13 protein-coding genes are annotated in these 24,251 nt (G+C 44.3%); 5 read left to right on the top strand and 8 right to left on the bottom strand.

Annotation, left to right across the window (positions count from 1 at the left end; genetic code table 11):
- The 3 genes from F0249_RS16415 to F0249_RS16405 are packed head-to-tail and all read right to left on the bottom strand — an operon-like array spanning nucleotide 1 to nucleotide 3,979.
- Nucleotides 1-1,056, bottom strand: a complete 1,056-nt coding sequence (locus F0249_RS16415; RefSeq protein ID WP_113797843.1) for an ABC transporter permease — start codon at nucleotides 1,054-1,056, stop codon at nucleotides 1-3.
- A gap of 1 nt (nucleotide 1,057) precedes the next feature.
- On the bottom strand, nucleotides 1,058-2,146 hold the full coding sequence (locus F0249_RS16410) for a microcin C ABC transporter permease YejB (RefSeq protein WP_171757199.1): 1,089 nt from the start codon (nucleotides 2,144-2,146) through the stop codon (nucleotides 1,058-1,060).
- A 12-nt stretch (nucleotides 2,147-2,158) separates the two neighbouring features.
- Nucleotides 2,159-3,979, bottom strand: a complete 1,821-nt coding sequence (locus tag F0249_RS16405) for an extracellular solute-binding protein (protein ID WP_171757198.1) — start codon at nucleotides 3,977-3,979, stop codon at nucleotides 2,159-2,161.
- A gap of 400 nt (nucleotides 3,980-4,379) precedes the next feature.
- Between F0249_RS16405 and F0249_RS16400 the strand changes: the two genes are divergently transcribed.
- On the top strand, nucleotides 4,380-5,000 hold the full coding sequence (locus F0249_RS16400) for a LysE family translocator (protein ID WP_017053149.1): 621 nt from the start codon (nucleotides 4,380-4,382) through the stop codon (nucleotides 4,998-5,000).
- A 130-nt stretch (nucleotides 5,001-5,130) separates the two neighbouring features.
- Nucleotides 5,131-5,592 carry a plastocyanin/azurin family copper-binding protein gene (locus tag F0249_RS16395; RefSeq protein ID WP_113797837.1) on the top strand — a complete coding sequence of 154 codons (462 nt, stop codon included), beginning with the start codon at nucleotides 5,131-5,133 and terminating at the stop codon, nucleotides 5,590-5,592.
- A gap of 90 nt (nucleotides 5,593-5,682) precedes the next feature.
- Here F0249_RS16395 and F0249_RS16390 read toward each other — a convergent pair whose 3' ends face one another.
- The 4 genes from F0249_RS16390 to F0249_RS16375 are packed head-to-tail and all read right to left on the bottom strand — an operon-like array spanning nucleotide 5,683 to nucleotide 11,324.
- Entirely contained in the window at nucleotides 5,683-8,379 is a 2,697-nt protein-coding gene (locus F0249_RS16390) for an arsenate reductase (azurin) large subunit (protein WP_171757197.1), read from the bottom strand.
- A gap of 2 nt (nucleotides 8,380-8,381) precedes the next feature.
- Complete coding sequence (locus tag F0249_RS16385) at nucleotides 8,382-8,993, bottom strand: arsenate reductase (azurin) small subunit (protein ID WP_113797834.1); 612 nt, start codon at nucleotides 8,991-8,993, stop codon at nucleotides 8,382-8,384.
- A complete protein-coding gene (locus tag F0249_RS16380; RefSeq protein ID WP_017053153.1) occupies nucleotides 8,990-10,225 on the bottom strand; it encodes a cytochrome-c peroxidase in 1,236 nt (411 codons plus the stop codon). Before F0249_RS16380 ends, F0249_RS16385 begins: the two co-directional genes overlap by 4 nt.
- 10 nt (nucleotides 10,226-10,235) lie before the next feature.
- The gene (locus tag F0249_RS16375; RefSeq protein WP_171757196.1) at nucleotides 10,236-11,324 is read right to left on the bottom strand and encodes a cytochrome-c peroxidase; all 1,089 of its coding nucleotides are present in this window, start codon (nucleotides 11,322-11,324) and stop codon (nucleotides 10,236-10,238) included.
- 419 nt (nucleotides 11,325-11,743) lie between these two features.
- Here F0249_RS16375 and F0249_RS16370 point away from each other — a divergent pair, with 419 nt between their 5' ends.
- The 3 genes from F0249_RS16370 to F0249_RS16360 all read left to right on the top strand — a co-directional run bounded on the left by F0249_RS16370 (nucleotide 11,744) and on the right by F0249_RS16360 (nucleotide 18,272).
- Nucleotides 11,744-14,194: a HEAT repeat domain-containing protein gene (locus F0249_RS16370; protein ID WP_171757195.1), complete on the top strand. Its 2,451-nt coding sequence runs from the start codon at nucleotides 11,744-11,746 to the stop codon at nucleotides 14,192-14,194.
- Between the two features lie 237 nt (nucleotides 14,195-14,431).
- Complete coding sequence (locus F0249_RS16365) at nucleotides 14,432-16,948, top strand: PAS domain-containing sensor histidine kinase (RefSeq protein WP_171757194.1); 2,517 nt, start codon at nucleotides 14,432-14,434, stop codon at nucleotides 16,946-16,948.
- A complete protein-coding gene (locus F0249_RS16360; RefSeq protein ID WP_171757193.1) occupies nucleotides 16,941-18,272 on the top strand; it encodes a sigma-54 dependent transcriptional regulator in 1,332 nt (443 codons plus the stop codon). The genes F0249_RS16365 and F0249_RS16360 overlap by 8 nt, the downstream gene beginning before the upstream one ends.
- Nucleotides 18,273-18,424: 152 nt before the next feature.
- Here the strand turns inward: F0249_RS16360 and F0249_RS16355 are convergent.
- Nucleotides 18,425-24,251 (bottom strand): alpha-amylase (locus tag F0249_RS16355; RefSeq protein WP_171757192.1); only part of this gene is annotated, 5,827 nt, incomplete at its 5' end.

Here is a 24,251-nt window from a genome sequence, read left to right as displayed (position 1 = left end):
TCATCCTTGCTGATGCGGATCAAAAGCATCGCGAACGGCTTCGCCAACGAAAACCAGCAACGTGAGCATTAAAGATAAGATGGCAAAGGCAGAGAGCCCGAGCCATGGTGCTTGTAGATTCGATTTACCTTGCGCTAATAACTCGCCAAGCGATGGAGAGCCCGCAGGCAGACCAAAACCTAAGAAGTCTAAAGAGGTTAACGTCGTTACAGAGCCAGATAATATGAATGGCATCATAGTGAGAGAGGCCACCATCGCGTTAGGAAGCATATGGCGTAACATAATCCGCTTATCATCGACTCCCATCGCCAATGCCGCGCGAACGTAATCGAAGTTACGACAGCGCAAGAATTCCGCTCGAACAATGCCCACTAAGCTCATCCAACTAAATAAAACCATGATCCCGAGCAACCACCAAAAGTTAGGCTCAACAAAGCTTGATAAGATAATCAACAAAAACAGGGTTGGCATGCCAGACCATACTTCAATGAAACGTTGCCCCATCAAGTCAATCCATCCGCCGTAATAGCCTTGTGTCGCCCCTACCACCACGCCAATGACACTTGAAACAATCGTTAGTACAAATCCAAACAGCACTGATATACGAAAACCATAGATGATCCGCGCGAGAACATCTCGTCCTTTATCATCGGTTCCCAGCCAGTTTGTCCCATCAGGCGCAGAAGGCACCGCGCTGCCAATATCATAATTGATCGTATCGTAACTAAATCGAATCAGTGGCCAAATGATCGTGCCATTTTCTTCTATCAACTCAATCACATAAGGATCGGTATAGTCGGCTTCTGTTTCAAACTCGCCACCAAATTCAGTTTCGGCATACTGATTAACAATCGGTAAATACCAACCACTGTTATATTCCACCAGCAGAGGTTTATCATTTGCGACCAATTCAGCAAACAAGCTAAAAATGAAGAGTGCAGAGAAAATCCAGAGTGACCAATAGCCGCGACGGTTGGCTTTAAATCGAGCAATTCTTGCCTGTGTTAGAGGGTTTTTAGGTTGTAATAGACCGTATTTTCCGGCTAGAAAACTCATGCTAACGTGCCTCGAAATCGATACGCGGATCGACCCACGTATAAGTCAAATCAGAAATAATACTCAATAGGAGTCCAAGCAGAGTCATTATGTACAAAGAGCTAAAAACTACTGGGTAGTCACGCTGTATGGTCGATTCAAAGCCAAGCAAGCCAATACCTTCAAGTGAAAACATCACTTCAATAAGCATTGAACCAGTAAAGAAAATACTGATGAATGCACTTGGGAATCCGGCAATAATAATCAGCATCGCATTACGGAAAACGTGCTTATATAGAATACTGCTCTCATCCAAACCTTTTGCCCGGGCGGTCACTACATATTGCTTGTTGATCTCATCAAGAAATGAGTTTTTAGTGAGCATACTCAATGTGGCAAAACCACCAATTACCATGGCAAAGATAGGCAAGGCTAAGTGCCAAAAGTAATCGATGATTTGTTGATACCAAGTGAGTTGTTCAAAATTGCTCGACACTAAGCCACGCAGCGGGAACCAACTAAAATAGTTACCGCTGGCAAACAAGATGATCAAAATAATGGCGAATAAGAAACCGGGAATTGCATAGCCGATGATCACCATGGCACTGGACCAGATATCAAAACGAGATCCGTGATGAATGGCTTTCATGATCCCTAATGGAATCGAGATTAAATAGATAATTAAAGTGCTCCATAGCCCTAATGAGATAGAGACTGGAAGCCGATCTTTAATCAAATCAATGACGTTTCCTCCTTTGAACAAACTTTGCCCAAAGTTAAAGGTAGCGTAATTTTTCAGCATGTCGAAGTAGCGAACATGAATCGGTTTATCGAAACCAAACTGTTTTTTTATCTCTTCAACCACTTCAGGGTCTAAACCGCGAGAACCTTTATATCCAGAAGATGACACCTCATCTCCTGCGCCTAAATCCACCTCTTTACCGCCACCGCTAAAACGCTCCATGATTCCGGAGTTATGCCCTTCCATCTGCGCGATAGCCTGCTCAACAGGCCCACCCGGCGCAATCTGAATGATGAAGAAGTTGATGGTGATAATGGCCCACAATGTAGGAACTACCAGCAGTAGCCTTCGAAATATATACGCTGCCATGAAACTCTCTTTCTATTGACGTTTTTCAGGAAGTTTCGCGGCTTTCTGTTTGGAAACCCACCATGTATCAATCCCTAAATCATATTCAGGCAGTATTTCTGGGCGTTCAAACTTGTCCCAACTGGCCACACGGTACTCGCCAACAAACCATTGAGGGATAATGTAGTGATTCCACTGCAAAACTCTATCCAGCGCGCGGCCTAACAATAGCAGTTTTTCAGGATCTTCCTGACTGTTTGAAATTTGTTCTGTTAAGGCGTCGACAGCAGGATCCATCACACCAGCGGTGTTGTAGGTTGAATCAATAAAATGAGAATTCCAGATAATCATTAAGTTTGAACTTGGGTATGGGTTCGCTGAGTACGTTGATGACACCATGTCAAAATCACGATCGCGTAAACGTTTTATGTACTGAGTGGTATCCACCGTTCGGATTCGCATATCAATGCCCATCAGCTTCATATTTTTCTGAACAGGTGTCGCGATACGTTCTGTGGTCGGGCTATAAATCAAAAACTCGAAAGACAGTGGCTCTCCAGTTTTCTTATTGGTCATCACTTTGTTTTTCAGCTCCCACCCTGCCGCTTTAAGTAACTTAAACGCAGTACGCAATTGTGGACGGATACGACCGGAACCATTCGTCACTGGCGGTTGGTATTCTTGAGTAAACACTTGCGCTGGAATCGAATCTTTTAATGGATTTAAGATCTTTAATTCAGCGTCTGACGGTAAGCCTTTCGCTTCGTAATCTGTATTTTGGAAAAAGCTCCGAGTGCGAGAATACTGCCCGTAGAACATGTTTTTATTCATCCACTCAAAATCCATAGCGTAAGTTAACGCTTCTCTCACCTTCGGATCTTTAAACATTTCTCGTTGCGTGTTGAATACAAATGCCTGAGTACTTTCCGGCTTCTGGTGCTGGATCTCTTCTTTTTTTATGAAGCCTTTGTCGAAATTCACACCTGTATATGAGTTCGCCCAAAACTTGGCTGAATTCTCTTGGCGAAAATCGAACTCCCCCGCTTTAAACGCTTCTAACATAACCGTGTCATCACGATAATAGTCATACTGTATTTGTTTGAAGTTATTACGCCCAATATTGACGGGAAGATCCGCCGCCCAATAGTCATCTACCAAAGAGTAAGTCACGCTTTGGCCCAGTTTGTAGCCTGTAATGTTATACGCTGAACTACCTACAGGAGGTTCCATGAGCGGTTCATTGAATTTTTTATCTTGCCAAAAGTGTTTAGGCAGTACACGGGTGCCTTGAGCAAAGCTGAACAACTTTTCTCGATTCGGTTCTTCCATTTCAATGCGAACCACCAGATCCGATTTAGCCACCACTGACTTTATCTGCTTATAGTAAGAGCGATATTGCGGAACACCTTCACTCATGAATTTATCGAAGGTGAACGCCACATCGTGAGCAGTGATCGGCTGTCCATCATGGAATTTCGCTTTGGGATTAATCTCAATTTCCATCCAAGTATAATCGTCGGAGTAGCGAACTTTAGAGGTGATCAGTGGATAGTAGGCGTCGATTTCATCGGCAGGAGAAAACATCAAGGTATCGTACAGTTCACCACTCTTTGCCGCCGCAACACCACGCGAGGCAAAACGGTTGAAGTTGTCATAAGTACCAACTTGACCATAAGTGACATTGCCATATTTAGGGGCGTTGGGATTAACGTATTCGAAATGGCTAAATTCCGCTGGATATTTTGCCACGCCAAAACCAACAAGTTGCGTGGTTTCGATAATGTTTGCGGCAAAAACGGTTGAACTCAGAATGCTGATAGCAGCGCCGACAATAAAACGATTCCACTTTACCATGTATTTCTCCCTACTCTCTTAACGATATCCATTGCGCACTTTTATTGTTTGTCTTTTATGAGAACGAAAAGTTTCATGCGTAATTTAAGTATAGAGAAAATATAAGGCTATGTAATAATTAATAAAATGCTAGCCCATATCTTCGGCTCTTATTGAGTCTTTAATCACATAAAGCCTTTACGCATAAGCCTTGATTGCGTTTTTATCATGCAACGCGGCTTCTATTTGAGTGTTTTTCAGGCAGCCATATTTGCAGATATAAGTCATTTTACGAGCATGAACTCTTTTCAATTTTATAAGATCAATGACTAAACATGGTTTTTAAACCAAAAATGCCGTATGTTGCAAAATGTTACGAAAATTGCCTTTTATTTCATCTGACCCATGCTAAGGAAATTCAATGAGTTCTAGCTTACTTTTGGCATTCATCCCGACCTTCTTCTTTGTCTCCATTACTCCGGGAATGTGTATGACCCTTGCGCTTAGCTTGGGCATGAGTGTTGGTTATAAGCGAACCTTATGGATGATGATTGGCGAATTAGCAGGCGTCGCCGTAGTCTCCATTGCTGCGGTGCTCGGTATTGCTGCGGTGATGCTCAATTACCCTTGGCTGTTTACTGGATTTAAGATCCTAGGGGCTAGTTACCTATTCTATTTGGGCATTCAAATGTGGCGCTCTAAGGGGAAACTCGCGATCAGTGCTGATACCCAAAATGTTAAAGTGGGTAAAGATTGGGATCTGGTGGTTCAAGGGTTTGTCACCGCTATCGCCAATCCAAAAGGCTGGGCATTTATGATCTCGCTGCTTCCGCCATTTATCAACAATGAAGCGCCACTAGTACCGCAACTGTCGATTCTTGTCTCTATTATCTTAGTTTCTGAATTTGTGTGCATGACACTCTACGCCACTGGTGGAAAAGGGTTAAAGCGTGTGCTTGGTCATTCAGAAAATGTACGAGTGATGAACCGAATTTCAGGTAGCTTAATGATGGGTGTCGGGATCTGGCTTTTTGTGAGTTAATTGACTAAGTAATTATTTATGTGATGAATGGGTCATTTAGGCTCATTCTCTCTCTGCATTGAGCCTAAGTAGTGGTGCAAATACGATAAATACGTATAATTCTTATTATCAATCACTTATAAGCTCTTTTATGAAACCACTATTTTTACTGGCTCTTTCACTATTTATTGCCCAATCTGCTCATGCTGAAACTCAAGTAATCAAACAAGTTTTTGATATCGAAACTACTGACTTTGATGCCATGTATCAATTCATCCCTGACTATGTCGAAATTGAAGTGGGTGAAAAAGTTCGCTTTGAAGGTTCGGTTGGTTCTCATACGGCGCACAGCATAAAAGGCATGATCCCTGAAGGGGTAAAACCCATCACTATCGCCTACTCCGATGTATCTGAAGTGACGTTCGATAAGCCCGGCGTTTATGGTATTAAATGTAAGGTTCACCACCGATACGGCATGGTTGCTCTGATTGTTGTCGGTGATCCTAGCGGTAATATTGTTCAAGCTCGTGAAGCTGCGAAGAAACGCGTTAGCCGCCGTGCGCAAGATAAGATGCAGGCAATGCTGGATAAAGCTGAAAAGAAAATTCCTTAATTCAGACACAAAAAAGGTGGCCTCACCACAAGGCCACCAATGACACTCTTTCCCGATGTTATCTCTTCACTACCTAAACCTCGTCATTACCTAAACAATGTTTCTAGGTGCAAATGAGAAAGAACGAAACTCAGATTTGTACTTAGACTCACCCAGTTTCTTGATCTTCGCGACGCCCATTTTGTAGTTATAGTTACCACTGATTTGGTCTACCACTCTTGTGGTTAATGAATTTGAAGGTTGACGCATATCGATCATATTTGCGTACAACGCCCCTTTCTTCACGGCCGGAGTCACAATAGCGACAGCCGTCACCGCAGCCTTGTCTAGCTTGATATGCCCATTTTCCATCAATTTACTGAACTGGAAATCATCTCCATGCACGCCAAGAATGGTATCTTTAAAGTTCGCAACACGATCTGAATACATCATCACTTGGTCGCCCGATTCAATGCCGCGAGCTTTCGCATCTTCTGGGTTAATTTCGACCCAGTTTTCTGGCCAACGCTGAATAACGTAAGCGCGACGCTCTACATCATCAAACCCTGACTGCCAGATTTCATTGATACGCCCATTGGAGAACCACAACTCGTCCTCTTTTGGTTGAAGCCATGCATAGAAGTCACTAAATAGATCCCATGGGTGTTTCTGAATATTCACCTTACCTGTCTGGCTATTAAAGCCCGTAAGCTGTTTCTTCAGAACGTTCGCACCTTGAGGCCCATTCGCTAACCCTTTTTCAGCCAGCGTACCTAAGGTCATTTCTGTATCATGCAGGCGTTTTGTTCCAACCAATTTCTTCGTATCGTAATTATAGAAAACAGGTCCTTGGATCCCCTCTGTTCCATATTCACGCAACTTCTCATGCAATGTTTTTCCTTCTGCATGAGCGGCGACTTTGATCATATTGAAATCTTTACGACTACCGCGACTGAAACGTGATGCCTCTTCTGCCACATCATTAGAATTCTGCCAGTCGAAACCGTCATAACCCATACGATTAGCCAGTTGAGAAATGATCCACCAATCTGGTTGTGCTTGCCCAGGAGCATCGGCAAATTTTTGGTAAAGACGTAAACGACGCTCACCATTCGCTCGCATGAAGTCCACTTCGCCCCACGTTGCAGCAGGAAAAACGATGTCGGCAAATTTAGCGCCAATGGGATCTCGCAAGTAGATATCTTGGTTTATCACCACCATGCCGCCTGAGTCGGCACGTTTTTTCAGCGTGTCGATGATCTCTTGCTTATCGTATGAGTAAACCTGATGCGGGTTCGCTGTCGTCAATTCCCAGAATTTCTTCTGAAGACCTTGGCTACCACACATCGCTTGGATCCATGTCGTACCGATAACATGAGCGAAACGAGTATGACCAGAATAGAGATAACGGTCTGTATCGATGGCTCTACGGCGGCGGCCCGGTACTTTCTCAGGCGATTTATTTCTCGGTAATTTACCACCCGACTGACCACCACGTTGGTGCCCACCAAATCGGCCAACCACTTGACCTTCACGACCACCAGCACCCACAACCGTAGCAAGGGTAGAGATCGCATTCGTATTACCGGTATTATTTGACCAGTAAAAGCCTTTTTCGATCCCAATCGAGGTTTTAGGTCGAACCCCATTCACTGGCTTAGCTAGCATCTCTGCCGCTTTGTAAATCTTGTCGACATCAATACCTGCCATTTTCGCAGCGTAGATAGGATCGTACTCTTTCTGTTCTAAATTCCATTTCTTATAGCCTTCAAAGCCATCGGTTTGGAATTTGCCCCAAGTGGTTCGCCACTGCCAAGGCGTATTACGCGTACCTTGTCCAAAGCCCGAACTGGTTTCCCACTTATTGTTCACCCATTTATTAATCCACTCGCTGTCTTCCCAACCGTTCTCAATGATCACACGAAGAATCGCACCGACGACTAAGTTGTCTGAGCCTGGGTTAAGATCAATATGCAACCCGCCCTGCTTCTTCAACCAAGCAATACCAGCGGTTTCACGTGGGTTAAGGATCACGGTTTTCATACCGCGCTGAACGGCAGGCATAATGAACTGAGTGAAAATAATGGTTTTGGTTTCGTAGGGGTCAGTACCACAAATCATTAAGGTATCTGCCGCGCCCCAATCATCATAACTTGGACCGAAGTTATCAAAACCCGCGTCTCTAAAGCCTGGGGTTGAGGTGACATCCGATGGCGTATCATGGAACGAGAAGTTAGCGGTATTGACGTGGCGCAGCGCATATTTTGTGATGGCGTAGGTATTCTCAATATACTGATAAGAATACGTTTTTACGCCATAAGCATTGGTACCATGAGTGTCGATAACATGACGCCCGACTTCGGCTGCAATGTCCAGCGCAAAGTCCCAAGGAACGGGTTGTAAACTGCCTCCAATTCGAACCAATGGTTGAGTTAAGCGGTCACGAGTTCCGGTTGATGGGTTATACAGTTTCTGCGCGAGTAGCCCGCCACGCATGGAAGAGTCACCGGTTTTATTTACCACCTTACTGTCTTTGTCAGGCACCACCACGATATTATGTGGCTTACCATCATGCATAATCACGTTGTGCTGAGCTGGTGCGACCCAAGCTTGTAAAGGCGCACTTGGAAAATCAATGCCAAACGCATTTTCACTCGCTTTCATGCCGCCATTTGCTTGCTCTAACGGCCAGCGATAAACGTTGTAGCCACACGCTACAATGCAGTAATCACATGCGGTTGTTATTTTCTCTGCATTTTTCGGCGGTAGCGGTGCATGGTCTTCTGGTATATAAAAATTAGTCGTCATGATTACGCCTCCTGCATCGCAATAATGTTATCGGTTCGCCCAAATAGCAGCCCCATGATGCCAACAGCGTAAATATCATCGCCTTCTAGCTCTAACAATACTTGCGGCAAACTTTCATAAGCTTGGCCCGAAACGATGATCCCGTGACGGCGCATATCAAATGTCGATAAATGGAATGGGCATTGACCAAGTACACGGTGCTCCCCTACCACTTTGTATTGACCGTTGAGCGGCCCACCTTGGTGAGTACACATCAGCGAAAATCCAACCACATCTTGCTTTGGACCTAAACCGCCACCTGCAGGCACGCCCATTTTTACTAATAAACCTTGCGAATTTGGGCCATCGTCTGGGTAATTGAAATAGAGAGGTTCATTGGTTTTCAATTCGCTCATTTTGCCCAGCAGTTTACGAGGGTAACCCACGACTCTCGCTTTTGTATTTTGTGCTTGCGCGGTTCCTGGGAACAGAGTGATCGACATAACACTCGCCGCCCCAGCGGTAGCGCCGGTATACATAAGGAAGTCACGGCGCGACATCATGCATTTTTGATGCTCTTGCGCACTCTCTTTATTGCTCGACTTAGCTTGGCGTTTTTCTTTATCGAAAATCATTTTTTCACCTCCGCAAGCTCTTCTTCACTGAATAGTCGTTGGTATTTTGGAATTTCAGGGTAAGCCATCATCAATTTCTCACCGGTAAATGCATCTAAGAATGCCAACAGATCGGTTTTCTCTTCGCCCGTTAAACCAAGAGGCGTGATGAGAGGACTTTTCGTTTGAGGGAAGCCTGTTGTTCTGCCATCTTTAGCGACGCCTCCACGGTCATAGAAATCGACCACATCAGCTAGGGTGTTGATCGTACCGTTATGCATATAAGGGGCAGTAAACTTGGTATAACGCAAACTAGGTGTGCGGAACATTCCCTTCATCTCTTTACGTTTTCCACGGAAATACACCCCAGGATCAGCTTTGGTATTGCGATACATTTTCTCATTTGAACCTTTTGCATACAGTTCATAACGGAAGGTTATCTGAGCCATAGGATCGTTTTCCCAACGCAAGTTTGTAGGAACACCGACATTGTAGTTTTTCTGATCCGAAGCTAATGCACCATTATGACAAGAGATGCATTTCGCTTTGCCTTCAAACAGAGCTTTACCTTTCAACTGCTGTTCAGTTAATGCGGTTTTATCGCCCAATAGGTAGTTGTCTAATGGCGTATCTCTCTGGACAAGCGTTCTCTCAAAAGCAGCAATCGCTTTCCACGCATTGCTCACTTTAGGGTAGTTATCTCCAAAGATCGTATTGAACTGCTCAACATATTCAGGCACTAACGCTAAACGGGCTTCCATGATGTCATCTTCACCATTCCCCGCGACGCCACCTTTAGCCGCACTTTTAGCTTGTCCCTCTAACGATTTAGAAGAGCCAGCCCAGAACAACTTCTGATAATAGGCTGAATTCACGATTGTCTGGCTGTTTCTCCAGTGAACCGTTCCTGGATAACCTAAAGAGAGATCGGATGGAAAGTCCCAACCCAACGCAGGGTTATGACACGCAGAACAAGGCGTTGAAGTATCTCCCCCTAAACGGCCATCGAAGAACAGTTGTTTGCCTAATGCGACTTTCTCTTCTGTCGTCGGGTTATCTGCAGGCGTTGGTACTTCACCAAGCGGTGCCAGTGCAGGGTAAGCCACACCGTTGACAACAACATCAGGAAGTGATGCTGTCACTTCTTCTGCGGTAATTTTACTTGTCTCTTCTTGTTGTGCACAAGCAGGTAACGCGGTTAACGTCACTAACATTGCAGCCACAGCAGACAAGCTGATTGAATAATTTGTCATCTCGTCCTCCTTAGTTTTTAGCATTGTGCCAATCAGAAATAAGTTCATAGTCGTAATCGTAAGCCGTCCAAACATGTTTCTCTGTAGTTAATGGCTCACTGGATAACGACTCCAAGAATGCGACGAGTGACTGCTGTTGCTGTTCACTTAAGTTAAGTGGTTTTAGCCTTGCATCTTTATTTGAATCTTCACCGCCTCCCGCATTATAAAATGCGACCACTTCTGGCAACGTCGCGAGCATTCCGTTATGCATATAAGGGGCTGTTTGTTTGAGTTCACGCAGTGTCGGTGTCATGAATTTACCCATGTCAGTGCCGTCTGCTTTATGTGTTTGAACATGAGCCCCTACATCACGCTTCAAATTCATGTAGTTCTCGTTCCCCATGAACATATTGAATGCGATAAAGGTCTGGTGGCGCATAGGGTCACGGAAGATATCGAAGTTTTCAGCAACGCCGGTATTGTATGGTTTACCATCGGTAAAGAGTGGTCCGTTATGACAAGATGAACAGCCCGCTTCACCTTTAAACAGATCAAAACCCTGTTTGGCCTGCTCAGATAACTGATTTTTGTCGAAAGGAGTTTGTTTGGAGGTCAGCGTTTTCAAGTACTCAGGAATAGCTTTACGCACCGAGCCATTTGACGGTTCGCCATATCCCGCATCTTTGAACATTTTCACGTAGATTGGATCTTGTTTAAGACGCTCTTGCATCAAACGCATATCCATATTCATTAACCAATCTTCTGTGATGTTTTCACGCGTCACATCATTAAGATTGGTACCAATACGACCATCATGGAACCACACTTTCTTATAAACGGTATTAATAAGAGTGGGTACGTTCCGAAAGCCTTTACTCCCGGTATAGGCAGGGCCCAATGCTTCTGGGTAGGAATATCCATTTTCAGGTTGATGGCACGATGCACAAGACAATGCCGTATTACCTGATAGTCGTGTATCAAAAAATAGGCGTTTTCCCAATTCTGCTTTTGCATCGTTTATCTTCATTTCAGGTAACGGACCAAACTGCTGATCATCCGTTTGACCTAAAGCTGAGAAAGAGACGCTAATTGCAGCAAGGATTAGCATTTTTTTCATTGTTATGCTCCTTAGCTTCCAAGCTATTACTGCGTTCTCTACAGCCGTGTTATTGAAGACGGTATGAATAGAGGACACAGTTCGTTTTTATACTCACTTCTTCTCTACAGCATAAATTAAGCCAAGTTTTAATCCATCTGTTTTCCATTATTTATCATTAACTTAACTACAGTGTGATCCAGTTCAACCTATGATTTATTTAACGATTTATCTAATTGCGGATTATATAAGTTAACGATATGTTTAACTCTTAGGTATGGTTCTATCAATTAATCATCACCTTCCTTCTATATCTATGATTTATAAGCAGATAATATTAAAACCTAACTAGGCATAGATCCTGCTAATTGAACCAGTAATGAAGTAAAAGAATGCCTACGATCAGTAGGAAACAAAATCCGCTATAAAAGGAAGTGTGCATGCAAGATTTAAACATTGATGCCAATAGAGAGACTTTGCTTCGCAGTGATGCAGAACAGAGTGCGATCGATAGCCTTATCGAGCTACTTCGTACTGGTGATGAGGCACAGCGTTGTTACAGCGCCCAAGCATTGAATCGAGCACGAATCCAAGAAGCGACTCAAGCGTTAAATGACTGCCTGTACCACGAAGATCCAGATGTCGTCATTGACTGTGCTAATACACTAGAGACATTATGTTCAGGTGATATTCCAAGTTTAGAAGATGTCGCCCGTCACCATCCTGATGGCGATGCCAGAATTGCAGGGCTAAAGGCTTTGGCTCCGCACGTCAATACCCCAAACGTTGAAGCCCTTTTCCATGAGTTTGCACTAGGAAGACAAGACAACAACGATTGGGGGTTAGATTCCGACTGGGATGATTGGTGGGATCTTCAACTCTGCGCTGTTAATACTTTATCGGAGCACATTAAAGAGAGCCATTTCACTCTATTTCTCGATATTCTTGAGCAAGATCCAGAGCCTGAGTTAGCCGCGAAGATTTATCAGGGCATCGCGAAAATCAACATCAACTGGGTGATTGAACAGCTAGAAAAGTCCGCCCCTATGACGACCAGAAAGTTGGTCAAAGCACTCACTTATAGCGATCAACAAATCGCAAAAGCATTTCTATACAAACAACTCAGATCCCAAGACGCCGAAATCCAAAAAATCGCGATAAATGCACTATGTGAGCGAAACGCCACTGAATACTTTTGGGATATTGTAAAGTGCATGAGCGATTCGAATGCCAGTGTGCAGCGCTGTGCCATTCTTGGTATTCAAACCTTAAATGGAATGGACAATATTGATGGAAGCCGCTTAATCAGTTACATCAAAAAAGCTCAGGCCGATGCCCAACCCGAACTGCTTAAGTTAATACGCGGACTTAATATCCAGTTAACCGATATTGATTTGGAGTGGATCATCAGCTTAGCAGATCAAACCAATCCTTCGCTACTGAATGAAATTCTCAATGTAATACAGCACGATCACTCTGCGATCCCTGAGCTAACCGACGAACAGCAAGCCACTTTAGTTCAAGTCGTTCTTAACGTTATAGAAGACAATAAAATCGAGCTCCACCAAAAAACTCGACTCACCCGTCAACTGATTAAGTTACCGAATCACCATCTTACATCACTGCCCGTCTTACAAAGGATTCTAACCAAACAAGATAGCCAAAACCTGAAAGACAAACAGGCTGAACAACCATTTTATGATAGTAGCCTGCGTGAAGCATGTTTGTATGTCATCGCTAAAACACCCGTCGATAGCTTTCAACATTTAATCAAAATGACATTACTTGGAGCGATGGCCTATCCTAATACGATTGATGTCGTCGTCACGAGTTCTGAAAATGAGATGAATGACTCGGCACTCTTTGCCCAACATCAACCAGACAATGAGCAAGCTGATAAAGCAGATGAAGACGATTTAGCCGCCCTACTCAACACATACAGTGAACAGTTCCAAGAGCCTGAATCGATCGTCAACGCACCAACGTCTACCCTCAGCTCTATTCAGCAAGCGAACATTGAAGCAACGCTAGCACCAGTAAGCCAAGATGATGATACCCAACAAAAGATCACTGATATGGTCGAGCAACTCGACGATGAATTGCTAGGCTATGCCGATATTGTGAAAGACAATTTTGAAAGTGCTGAAAACCTCGATTTAAACCGTAAAAAAATCGCAAGAAGACCAAAAACATCCAACCGAGTATTGTCTATTCGAGCTCTGGGGCAATCGAAAAATCCACAGTCAGCAGAGCTGCTTACCGAGGCTATTCTTGGTGCGGAAAGTAACGAGTTACGCGAAATATTTCAGGCGCTGACCCTACTCAAAAAAGCAGAGCCACGTAATCCGCAGGCTAATAATGGTTTAGGCGCTGCGGGTAATGTGATGCACCATGGCGATTCACTTTCAAAACAAGCTGCTGCTCACTTCCTAGCGGTAATGCCAAGCAACAAAGCATTACCTTTACTGTTTATTGGTGCGATTGATGAAAACGAACACGTTCGCCTATGCAGTTTGAATGCGATAGAAGTTCACTTACCCAAGGTTAAGAAAGTTGATCAACCTGCTTTGCTGCAAATTTTACGTCGTGGGTTAAGCGATCCTGCTGGAGGTGTCCGTAAGAAATCGATGCAGCTACTAGGAGCATGGCTTGATGCAAAATTTGATGATACAAAACTTAATGAAGAAAAAGACGATGATGCTGAACTTGCAACCGAGTTAGAAACGCTAATCGATCTTGCGATTGATGATGAGGAGTGTAACAGCATTGCGGAAAAGGTATTGGCAACACATAAAATCGCCACTTTGAACGTTTTAGGGCTACAACTTTCATCACTCAAGGATCATCGGCACCCCAATGCAGTGAAATTAATGGGAGCATTATTGAGTTAATTCAGATCGCAACTGATGGGCAATAATTTCGCAGTTTAACACCCTAGAGATGTATTGCCCTCGCGATTAATGGGCTTTCCGCTGATGTGCTTACCGATAATGAGATCACGGCCAATAACTTCTATGGCTAGTGTACTATTTTTGTAGAGTCGAGGTTACGCCTCAGCTATTGAGTCTTTACTTGCTTATACTAGCTTAACCCGCTCTCCTTCCACGTTTAAGGCTTTACATTCAGTAATGGACTCTGATCATAACAAACCGACACGTTCTGCATTTTTCGCTGAACTGCTTCTGTGGCTTCTCCCCGCTTATGTTGCCCTTTCTATTCTAATGAGTGTGCATTACCTACTCAGTGTCGAAAATGATCAGCAATATGCGTTGCATAACGAGCGCGTGATCGTCGATCTCATCGAAGAAGTGCTGGGGGAAACCCTCACTAGAATGTCGGCAGATGCTAAAAATTTATCATATGTGACAAGCCAAATTCTGTCGACTCATGACCAGCCGATGAGTGCCCTTACTGATTATTTTACTCAGCTCAGCGATAATAACCGCAGTTACGATCAAATTCGTTTTCTCGATACCCAAGGGTGGGAGCGGTTAAGAGTCAACAACCTCAATGGTCAAACATTCGTTGTCGAAAAAAACGATCTCCAAAACAAAGCGCATCGTTATTATTGGCAGCACTCAACTCAGCTTCCACAAGGACAAGTCTATATCTCTCCAATGGATCTCAATATTGAAGATGGTGAAATTCAACAACCGCTCAATCCTACGATCCGAGTTGGCACCCCTGTATTTACCAACAAAGAGCAGCTTGCCGGATCAATTATCCTCAATTACAAAGGACGCCAACTGATCGACAAATTATTCGCCATCGCCCCAAGTTTCATCAATCACGTGTATCTCTTTAACCCTGAAGGCGTCGCCGTCATTAATCCAACCGACAGTGGCGAAGCCAAGTTTTTGATCAATGACCAACGTAACATCCCTTCAGCCACGTTAGAGCAGATCAAAAAACAAGGTGAAGGGCAGATGTTAAATCAAGAGAATTACTACACCTATAATCAAGTGCTCGCCCCCAACAACGGTACATGGACGATTGTATCCGTGTTCCCAACGTCACGATTTAACCTTTCGCGAATCGCATTCACCACCAAATACATATGGGTATACTTCACCCTATTCATGCTGGTTACTCTCGGAGCGCTGATCTTCTCACGCTACCGAGTACAAACGCGCTTCTTGCGTCAACAACAAAGGTACGAACAACAATTCCGTCAAACCCTAGAGAACATTCAACTCGCCGCTGTCAGTATTAATCCCTATGGCGTAATCACCTTCTGTAATGATTTCTTTTTGAACTTAGTCGGTTATCAGCGAACCGAAGTGGTTGGGCATCGTTGGATTGAACGCTTTATTCCAAAGGAGTTACAACACCAAGCAGAAGACGCGCTCAAAGAGGCGATAAAACAGCAAACCCACCAGCCTCACAGCGAAAGTGTCGTGTTGAGTAAGTCTGGCGAAATACACCTCGTATCTTGGACATCGACATTTACAGAGTCCAATGACAATTCGGTGAGTTTGACGCTTCTGGGAGAGGATGTAACCAAGCAGAAGATGGCTCAAGACCAATTGCAGCAGCTCAGTCATGCCGTAGAAAACAGCCAGAACTCAGTCATGATTACCGATATACAAGGTCGAATTGTCTACGTAAACCCGGTATTTAACGAATTAACTGGGTATTCCCGTGAAGAGGTCATTGGTCGAACACCGAAATTTTTGCAATCAGGAGAAATGCCAGAAAGTGAATACCACAGTTTGTGGGAAACGCTAAAATCAGGAAATGAGTGGCATGGCGAATTCCATAACGTCACGAAAAGTGGCAACTTCTTCTGGGAACGAGCAAGAATATCGCCAGTAAAAGATATCGAAAATAGAATCTTATACTATGTCGCTGTAAAACAAGATATTACCGAAGAGAAACGCCTAGCGAAAGAAATCGAACGCCAAGCGGCGGAGCGAATTCAACATGAAAAATTAGCCGAAGTCGGGAGAGTTGTGAATACCATCGCTCACGATCTTCGCAACCCGCTCAGCTCAATTAAGATGGTTCTGCAAATTCAAGCTCGCAATAATGATAATGAAATGTTTTCTATTTCACTCGAACAAGTGCGCTACATGGAAGCCATTCTTGAAGAGTTGCTCGCTTATTCACGCCCAGACCAATTTAAACCAGAATGGCTCGATTTGAATAAACTCATCGAAACCATCATCGCAAGCCAACAGAGAATCGCCAACCAATCAGGTATTGAACTAATGGCTAACTTGCAACCCAATTTGCCCACCATATACGCCGATCCAGTTAAACTGCGCCAAGCAATACAGAACGTTTTACTCAACGCGATGCAAGCCACTCAGACCAGCGGTGAAGAGAGTGCCAAGGTGGCAATCACATCCAATATCATGATCACAGATTCAAATACCCAATTACTCATTGATATTGAAAATAACGGACAATCCATTGACCCTTGTTTAGTCGACAAAGTGTTTGAGCCCTTTTTTACCACCAAGGCAAAAGGCACCGGATTAGGTTTAGCGATTGTGAAACGTATTATTGATGCTCATCAAGGGCAGATCTCGATTGCGCCTATCAGCCCCAAGGGCACTCAAACCAGAATTAGAATACCGACCGCCCCCGTCATCACAACGACGTTGGAAAACCCAAAAAAGGAAGTGTTACCACATGAATAAGTTATTAATCGTTGATGATGACACTGGTATCAGCCGAACGTTACAACTTCATTACCAATCCCAAACTTACGCTGTAGAAGTCGCTCACTGCGTCGATGATGGCGTAGAGATCGCCAAATTGTTTCAACCGAATGTCATCATTTTAGATATACGTATGGAAGGTAAATCTGGCATCGAAGGCATCCCAGATTTCAAAGCTATTTGCCCTGAGTCTCGCATCATTATGATTACAGCTTTCCATGATATGGACAGTACCATCCAAGCGATGCAGCAAGGTGCCGATGAGTATATTCATAAGCCAATCGATATTGATGAGCTTGATAACGCCGTCGTTGCTGCACTTGAATATCACGCTTTCAATAAACAAGATGCGGTCACTATTCCAAAAACGCTCGGGCATTCAATTGTCGGTTCATCCCATGCGATGAAAGAGATCTACAAGACCATAGGCCGCGTCGCCTTAACGAATGCATCAGTGATGATCACCGGAGAATCAGGAACAGGCAAAGAGATGGTCGCACGCGCTATTCATAAAGCCGGACGTCCAAAACAGACGCCGTTTGTTGCACTTAACTGTGCGGCACTCGTTGAAAATTTACTTGAATCTGAAATGTTTGGTCATAAAAAAGGCGCATTTACTGGTGCGATTTCTGATCAAGCAGGAAAATTTGAACTCGCCAATAGCGGCACACTGTTCCTAGATGAGATTGGTGAGCTTTCGCCCATCATACAAGCGAAACTATTAAGAGTACTGCAAGAGAAAGAGTACACCCCACTCGGAGGTAAAACCTCGCACAAGACAACCGCTCGAATTATCTCGGCAACCAATATTGATTTCGAATCAGCGATAAAAGAAAAACAGTTTAGAGAAGATCTGTTCTATCGTCTGCAAGTGGTTCGCATTCATATACCGCCTCTGCGTGAACGACGTGAGGATTTGGAAGAGTTGATCCCTGCGCTACTTGGAAGGGCCAATAAAGAACTTGGAACAAAAGTATCCAAAGTCGCGAGAAATGCGATGGCTGCATTATGTGAATATGATTGGCCAGGAAATGTGCGGGAACTTGAAAACACATTAACCAAAGCGGTCGCGCTCTGCCCCGGAGATATCCTTACTCTCGATCTCTTTGATGACATTCGCTCTGAACCTCAATTAAAACAAGAGAGCGAAACGGAAACGGAACTCGATTCATTGAGCTTGCATGATCTCGAATTTCAGCATGTTAACCGAGTATTAAATAGCGTAGCAGGACACAAAGGCAAAGCCTGTGAGATTTTAAAAATCAGCCGCCCTCGCCTACAGCGAATTTTAGAAAGAGAGTAGTCTCGTAGCCCTACTCTTGCCTAAATCAGCCCTCAACTCGAGCGAGCTACGTTTTTCTGAGTCCGTAACGTTCAGGCCTGCTAATAATAATTAGCAGGCCTTTATTACATTATCCCACAATAAATTTTTGACGATTTATTCCTAAGATAAACTTATTCCCTAACCCAAACCGATACACTGCCTGGTTTAGTCTTAAACTCAGCCCAGCCATCAGCGTTAACACAAACTTTATCTGTCACATCATATTGCTTAAGGGTATCAATGTAACAGTCATCAACGTAAGCCGAGCCTATCTTCATCCATTTCTTACCCTCATAGCTATTATCAGTCATTAATACAGCAACACCCCCTGGATGTTGACTATCCCCTTCACGAGTCCAACCAATAACATCTTGAGTATCTAGATAACTGCGTTGTGTACCATATGCATAATTACGGCGCACATCGAGTAATGTATCCAGAACCGCCTTATGAGACTTCAACGTAATGTCATAAAAGTTACCATCCTTACCTTTATCTCTGTAGCTTGCACCATAGTAGTCTGCATAAAAAATATTCGGATAACCTTCCTCACGAAGCAAGATAAATGAATAAGCTAATGGCTTAAACCAATCTTCGACTGGTGACTCTAACGCTTGCAAAGGCTGAGTATCGTGATTCTCAACTAAGGTAACCGCCTGAGCAGGATTCGACTTCATTAAAGTGCCTTCCAATAAGCTTCCCATATCGTAGCCACCAGATCCTGTAGATGCCTTATGGAAGTTCAAATGCAATGGCGCATCAAACAGTGACATACGATAACCGGTATCTTTTAAGTAACCTTGAAGAGTGCCGATGTCATAATCCCAGTACTCACCAACCGTGAATAGAGCTTTATCCGTTTTCCTACGAACTTGATCAATCCAATCTTTGAAGAAATCCTTCTTAATGTGTTTGATAGCGTCTAAGCGGAATCCATCAAGGTTGGCAAAGTTCGTGTACCACACGCCCCATTTCTTCAGCTCAGCAACAACATCAGGGTGATCCATATCTAGATCTGCTCCCATTAGGTAATCATAATTACCATATTCGTCGCTCACTTGAGAGTCCCAAGCTTTACCTGCCCCCTTGAATTTAAAGATACTGCTTTCACTGTCTGCCTGATCCCAATCAACACCATCAAAGTGATACCACCGCCACTCAAAGTCAGAGTAAGTATGTCCTCGCTCAGGGAAATTGAATCGAGCCCAAGCCGACACCTGCTTTTCACCAATTTCTGTGTTGCGGTTGTTTCTATCAACTCGAACTGCATCGACAAGCTCAACGTCATCGGCTCCCATCTTATGATTAAGAACCACATCAGCGTAAACTTTAACCCCAGCGGTATGTGCACTGCTTATAGCTGCAAGATATTGATCTTTATCACCATAGCGAGTTCGAACAGTTTCCTGTTGATTAAACTCTCCGAGATCATAGAGATCGTAGGTCGCATAACCCACTCCTAGCGTACCATCATCACGTTTCATCGCTTTGTACGCTGGTGGTAACCAGAGTGCGGTAATACCTTTATCAGCTAAAGACTGAGCCTGATCAGCAACTTTAATCCACAGATCATCTTTCTCACTGTTGTACCAATGAAAATACTGCATCATAACGCCATTAACCACTTCTGACTCAACCGGTTTCACTAGTAAGATATGATTCGTAGCATCAAATTCAAACTCATACTGCCCAGGCGCTGTCACCTTAATAAGAATCCGATTATCAGTTCCGGAATCTTCTAATGTCAGTCCACTCGCTCCTAGTGACAAATCGCTAAATTCAATTTTCACCGTACTCCAATCATCAGAGGCTAGCTTGAACTCATAATCACCGGGTTGAAGCGTTATCTGAGTCCAATACTTATCCTCCCCGATATAGCTCATCTGGCTGCCTTCGTCCCAATCAGTTAGAGTGCCACGTACGTAAATAGCTTCATCACCATATGGCGGAGCAGAAATCACATCCGCACCTTCCGGTGCAATCACAACGAGTTTCGCCTTATGTGGATCACTCAGATCCAGCACAAATCGATATTTTCCTTCGCTAATGATCGAAATACTTAGATTTCCATCAGCTTCTTTACCCCAAGAGTAAGAGCCTTCGCCTACGTGTAGGTTAAAGCTATTGTATTCAGGATGTGGCGCACCCCACTCACTTGCAGCTATTTTAAATTGGTAACTACTATCTGCTCCTAACTCTATTTCTGCTTCATATTGCTCCGAACCTTTATAGCTCATTTCAAGGGAAGCATCCCACCCGTTAAAGACTCCGCGTAGGTAAATGGCTTCATTTAATGGGCCTACATCCATTCCGGCGCCTTGGCCTTCTTCTGCTACTTGAGGTTTAACAAACACGACAGCCGTTAGGCCAGGAAGAACCAGTTCTCCACCATCAACACGAGCAGCGATAATACGCTCATCGTTACCGGCCTTAAGCACCGGGTGCAGCTCAAAACCGTCAGCACCTGGAATAGCAACCCTTTGCTCCCAAATACTGGAGTTAATGGCAACCACTAATGCCTGATTATTTGGATCGAGATCGTCACCCACTGCAACACCATCATCGATACTCATGACGATGGTTCCAGGCCTTGCTTTATCCCCTAGAGCATGGAACCGAACCCGCTTTAAGATTTGCTCAGTCTGACCTAAACGCATCAGCTCACTACCGGAGCGAATACTTAACATCTCTTTAAAGCGCGCGTCAGCCCAACTTATTTCATCATAGGTAACCTGAGTCTCTGGATTAGCAATAATCGCTTTAATCCAATCCCAGTTTGCGCCGTCTTCTTTTTCATAAGGTAGCCCAACATTCCAGTTATTGGTCTTCTTGCTGAAATCAACTCGGTTATACCAATCCCCTGAATCGTAACTATTACGTTCCATTGACTTAGAACGCAACAATTCAGTTCCCATATGCAAAAATGGAACCCCTTGTCCTAGCATCACTGGCGCTAAACCAAGAATTTGCATACGCGCACGATCTAAGGGTGTTACATCTCCTTTCGCTTTATATTGGTTAATATCCCACAACGTTTGGTTATCATGCTTGGAAACATAATTGACCGCTTCCTGCGGGTCAGCTGCATAGCCAGCGCCATGACCACCAAAATTGTAATCGCGACCTAGAACAATTGGCCCACCGGTTGTTGGAATTGGATACTCTTGTAGGTTCCCCGTCATACCAAGGCGGATCAAATCCATTTTTCCGCCCATATTGTCAAAACGGTCCCCAGCATTGGCAAACCCTGGAGTAGCATTCATAGGGTCAGAGTGATCGCCTCGCACCGCATCACGTAGGCGATCATTGTAAGTGCCGATCCCTGTCCCCGCCATGTTCCACTGAGAAGAGTTCACACCTCGCCCATTTTGGAAAACTTCCCCGAAGTCCCAACCTTCACCATAAAACCATGTATCGGTATCCACTTTCTTAACTTCAGCCAAGGCTTTTTCGATGCTGGACTTCATCAAGTGCCCCATCAAATCAAAACGGAAACCATCGATTTTGTACGCTTTTGACCAAGTGACTAAGCTATCTGCGACCAATTTTTCAAACATTCGGTGTTCTGACGCAGTATTGTCGCAACAAGTAGAGCTTTCAATATAGCCGTTATCTGGGTTGTATCGGTGATAATAGCCAGGAACAACCTTGTCGAGCACAGAGGAATTATACAGTCCAGATGCATTTGTATGGTTAAACACCACATCCTGAATTACACGAAAACCCATGTTATGTAAGGACTGCACCATTGTTCTGTATTCACGAATACGCGGCATTCCGTCGCTCTCAACAGCGTAACTGCCTTCTGGTGCGGTATAGTGATAAGGGTCATAACCCCAGTTAAAGCCATCCATACCACGAAGCTCTAACATCAGCATCTGAGCATCGCCTGTTGCAGGGTCCAAACTCTCTAATACTGAAGCAATCGTTCCGCTATCCGCCCTGCTACAGATCTGAGCATCAGGTTTAAGCCCAGTGTCGGCATGACACAATTTATTGATGTCGTCCTTTAAATCGATCCGTTTCGCTTCCTCCTCTGCGACTGAAGAGATATCGAATGTTGGCAGTAAGTGGATAGTATTCAAACCAGCTTCACGCAATGATTTAAGCTGCTTAACGCTGTCTCGTTCCTCTTCCGTAAATGCTAGATATTTACCATCATAAGCTGGAGTACCTTGTTCATCCGAATCACTAAAATCACGGACATGTAACTCATAAATAATATTATCTTCGGGCTTCTCAATTGGCTTAATATCTTGTGAGTCCCAGCCAACAGGCTTAGTTTCACTTGCAGCCAAGTCAACCAGTTGAGAGTAACGGCTTGATGTACTTAAAGAGACAGAGTATGGATCCGTCGTTGTCATCCACTCAAGGTGATTGGTTTTAGGATGGAAGACTTGGACACGGTAACGATAGAAACTACCTTGTAATCCAACATCGCCGTCAAAAGACCAGATCCCCGTTGCTGTATCTTCATTCATTACAACTGGGGATTGTTCTAATGGCGTTTTCTGCTCATCATACAAATAAAGCTCTACTTTATTCGCTGTCGGAGCCCACAAGCGGAATTGGCTTTGACCATCTTCAATCCATGATCCCAACTGCGCTTCGTCCGCATCATCGTTGCTTGCAGTATAGATTTCATCTATCACAAACGGGAACTGAACTCGAGTCGCAGCTAGTAGTTTTCCTTCTGCATCAAGTGCGACGGCAATAGGATGCTGCTTTAATAGTGATTTTGCTTGCTCAGAACCAATCTCCGTTTGGAAGGTCGCTCTACCCTTAAGGTGGGGATAACGCGCATCATCCAGTGTGCCACTTGGATCTAAAGGAAGCTTGGTGAATCCATCTGGGTTACCTAGAAAAATGGTGCCATTCGGATTCATCCAGAGATCAGCAGTGCCATTTGGGTTAGTCCACAACTGATAGCTATCTGCACCATCAATCATGTTCCAAGCAATGTTATCCACTGCTAACCAATGGGCAGATGCGCCACTTAGTGTTACTGGGGCCTCGGTCAGCGGTCGATAGTACGCGGTATTATCGCCATCCAATGTATAAACGATATTACTCTTATATAGCTCGACTTTAAGATCGTCGTCACCCAATGCTCTTTCGTCATCTTTATGAATAACAAAGTTCAGACAGCCATTGTTTTCAGGTTTAATTGCAACTCTAAATAATACCCCTTGCTCTCCAGCATCTTCTGTCACTGTATAAGGAGCATCCCATTCAGTGACAGTTTCAACGGCATTGCAAGTTTCATTATCCCAAAGGTGTAATCCCCATCCATCGTAGTTACTGTCTTTGCGCTTATAGTAAATCAATGCCTCACTATAAGTAGGAGAAGAAGTAGAACTTCCCGCAGGCGTCAAATCAATGGAATCAGGTGTCCCATCACCATCATCATCACTGGATGCAAAATCCCCCCAACCATCTTTAGCATCACTCCAACCATCGTTGTCGTCATCCGTGTCGGCATTGTTACCTGTGCCGTCTTTGTCACTATCAAGGCTTTCCGCTTTATTGTCTGGGAACGCATCTTGTGCATTGTCGACGCCGTCGCCATCACGATCGTTGTCTTCACTGTCGGCAATCAAATCACCATCCAGATCCGCAGGCTTGCTGGCGGCACTTAATGGATCGCTACCAAGACGCGCTTCGTCCGCATCACTCCAACCATCGTTGTCGTCATCGGTGTCGGCATTGTTACCCGTGCCGTCTTTGTCACTATCAAGGCTTTCCGCTTTATTGTCTGGGAACGCATCTTGAGCATTGTCGACGCCGTCGCCATCACGGTCGCTGTCTTCACTGTCGGCAATCAAATCGCCATCCAGATCCGCAGGCTTGCTGACGGCACTTAATGGATCGCTACCGAGACGCGCTTCATCCGCATCACTCCAACCATCGTTGTCGTCATCCGTGTCGGCATTGTTACCTGTGCCGTCTTTGTCACTA

The organism is Vibrio sp. 03-59-1 (assembly GCF_013114135.1).
GTDB lineage: Bacteria > Pseudomonadota > Gammaproteobacteria > Enterobacterales > Vibrionaceae > Vibrio > Vibrio cortegadensis.
This window is presented reverse-complemented; position numbering and strand designations above follow the sequence as displayed.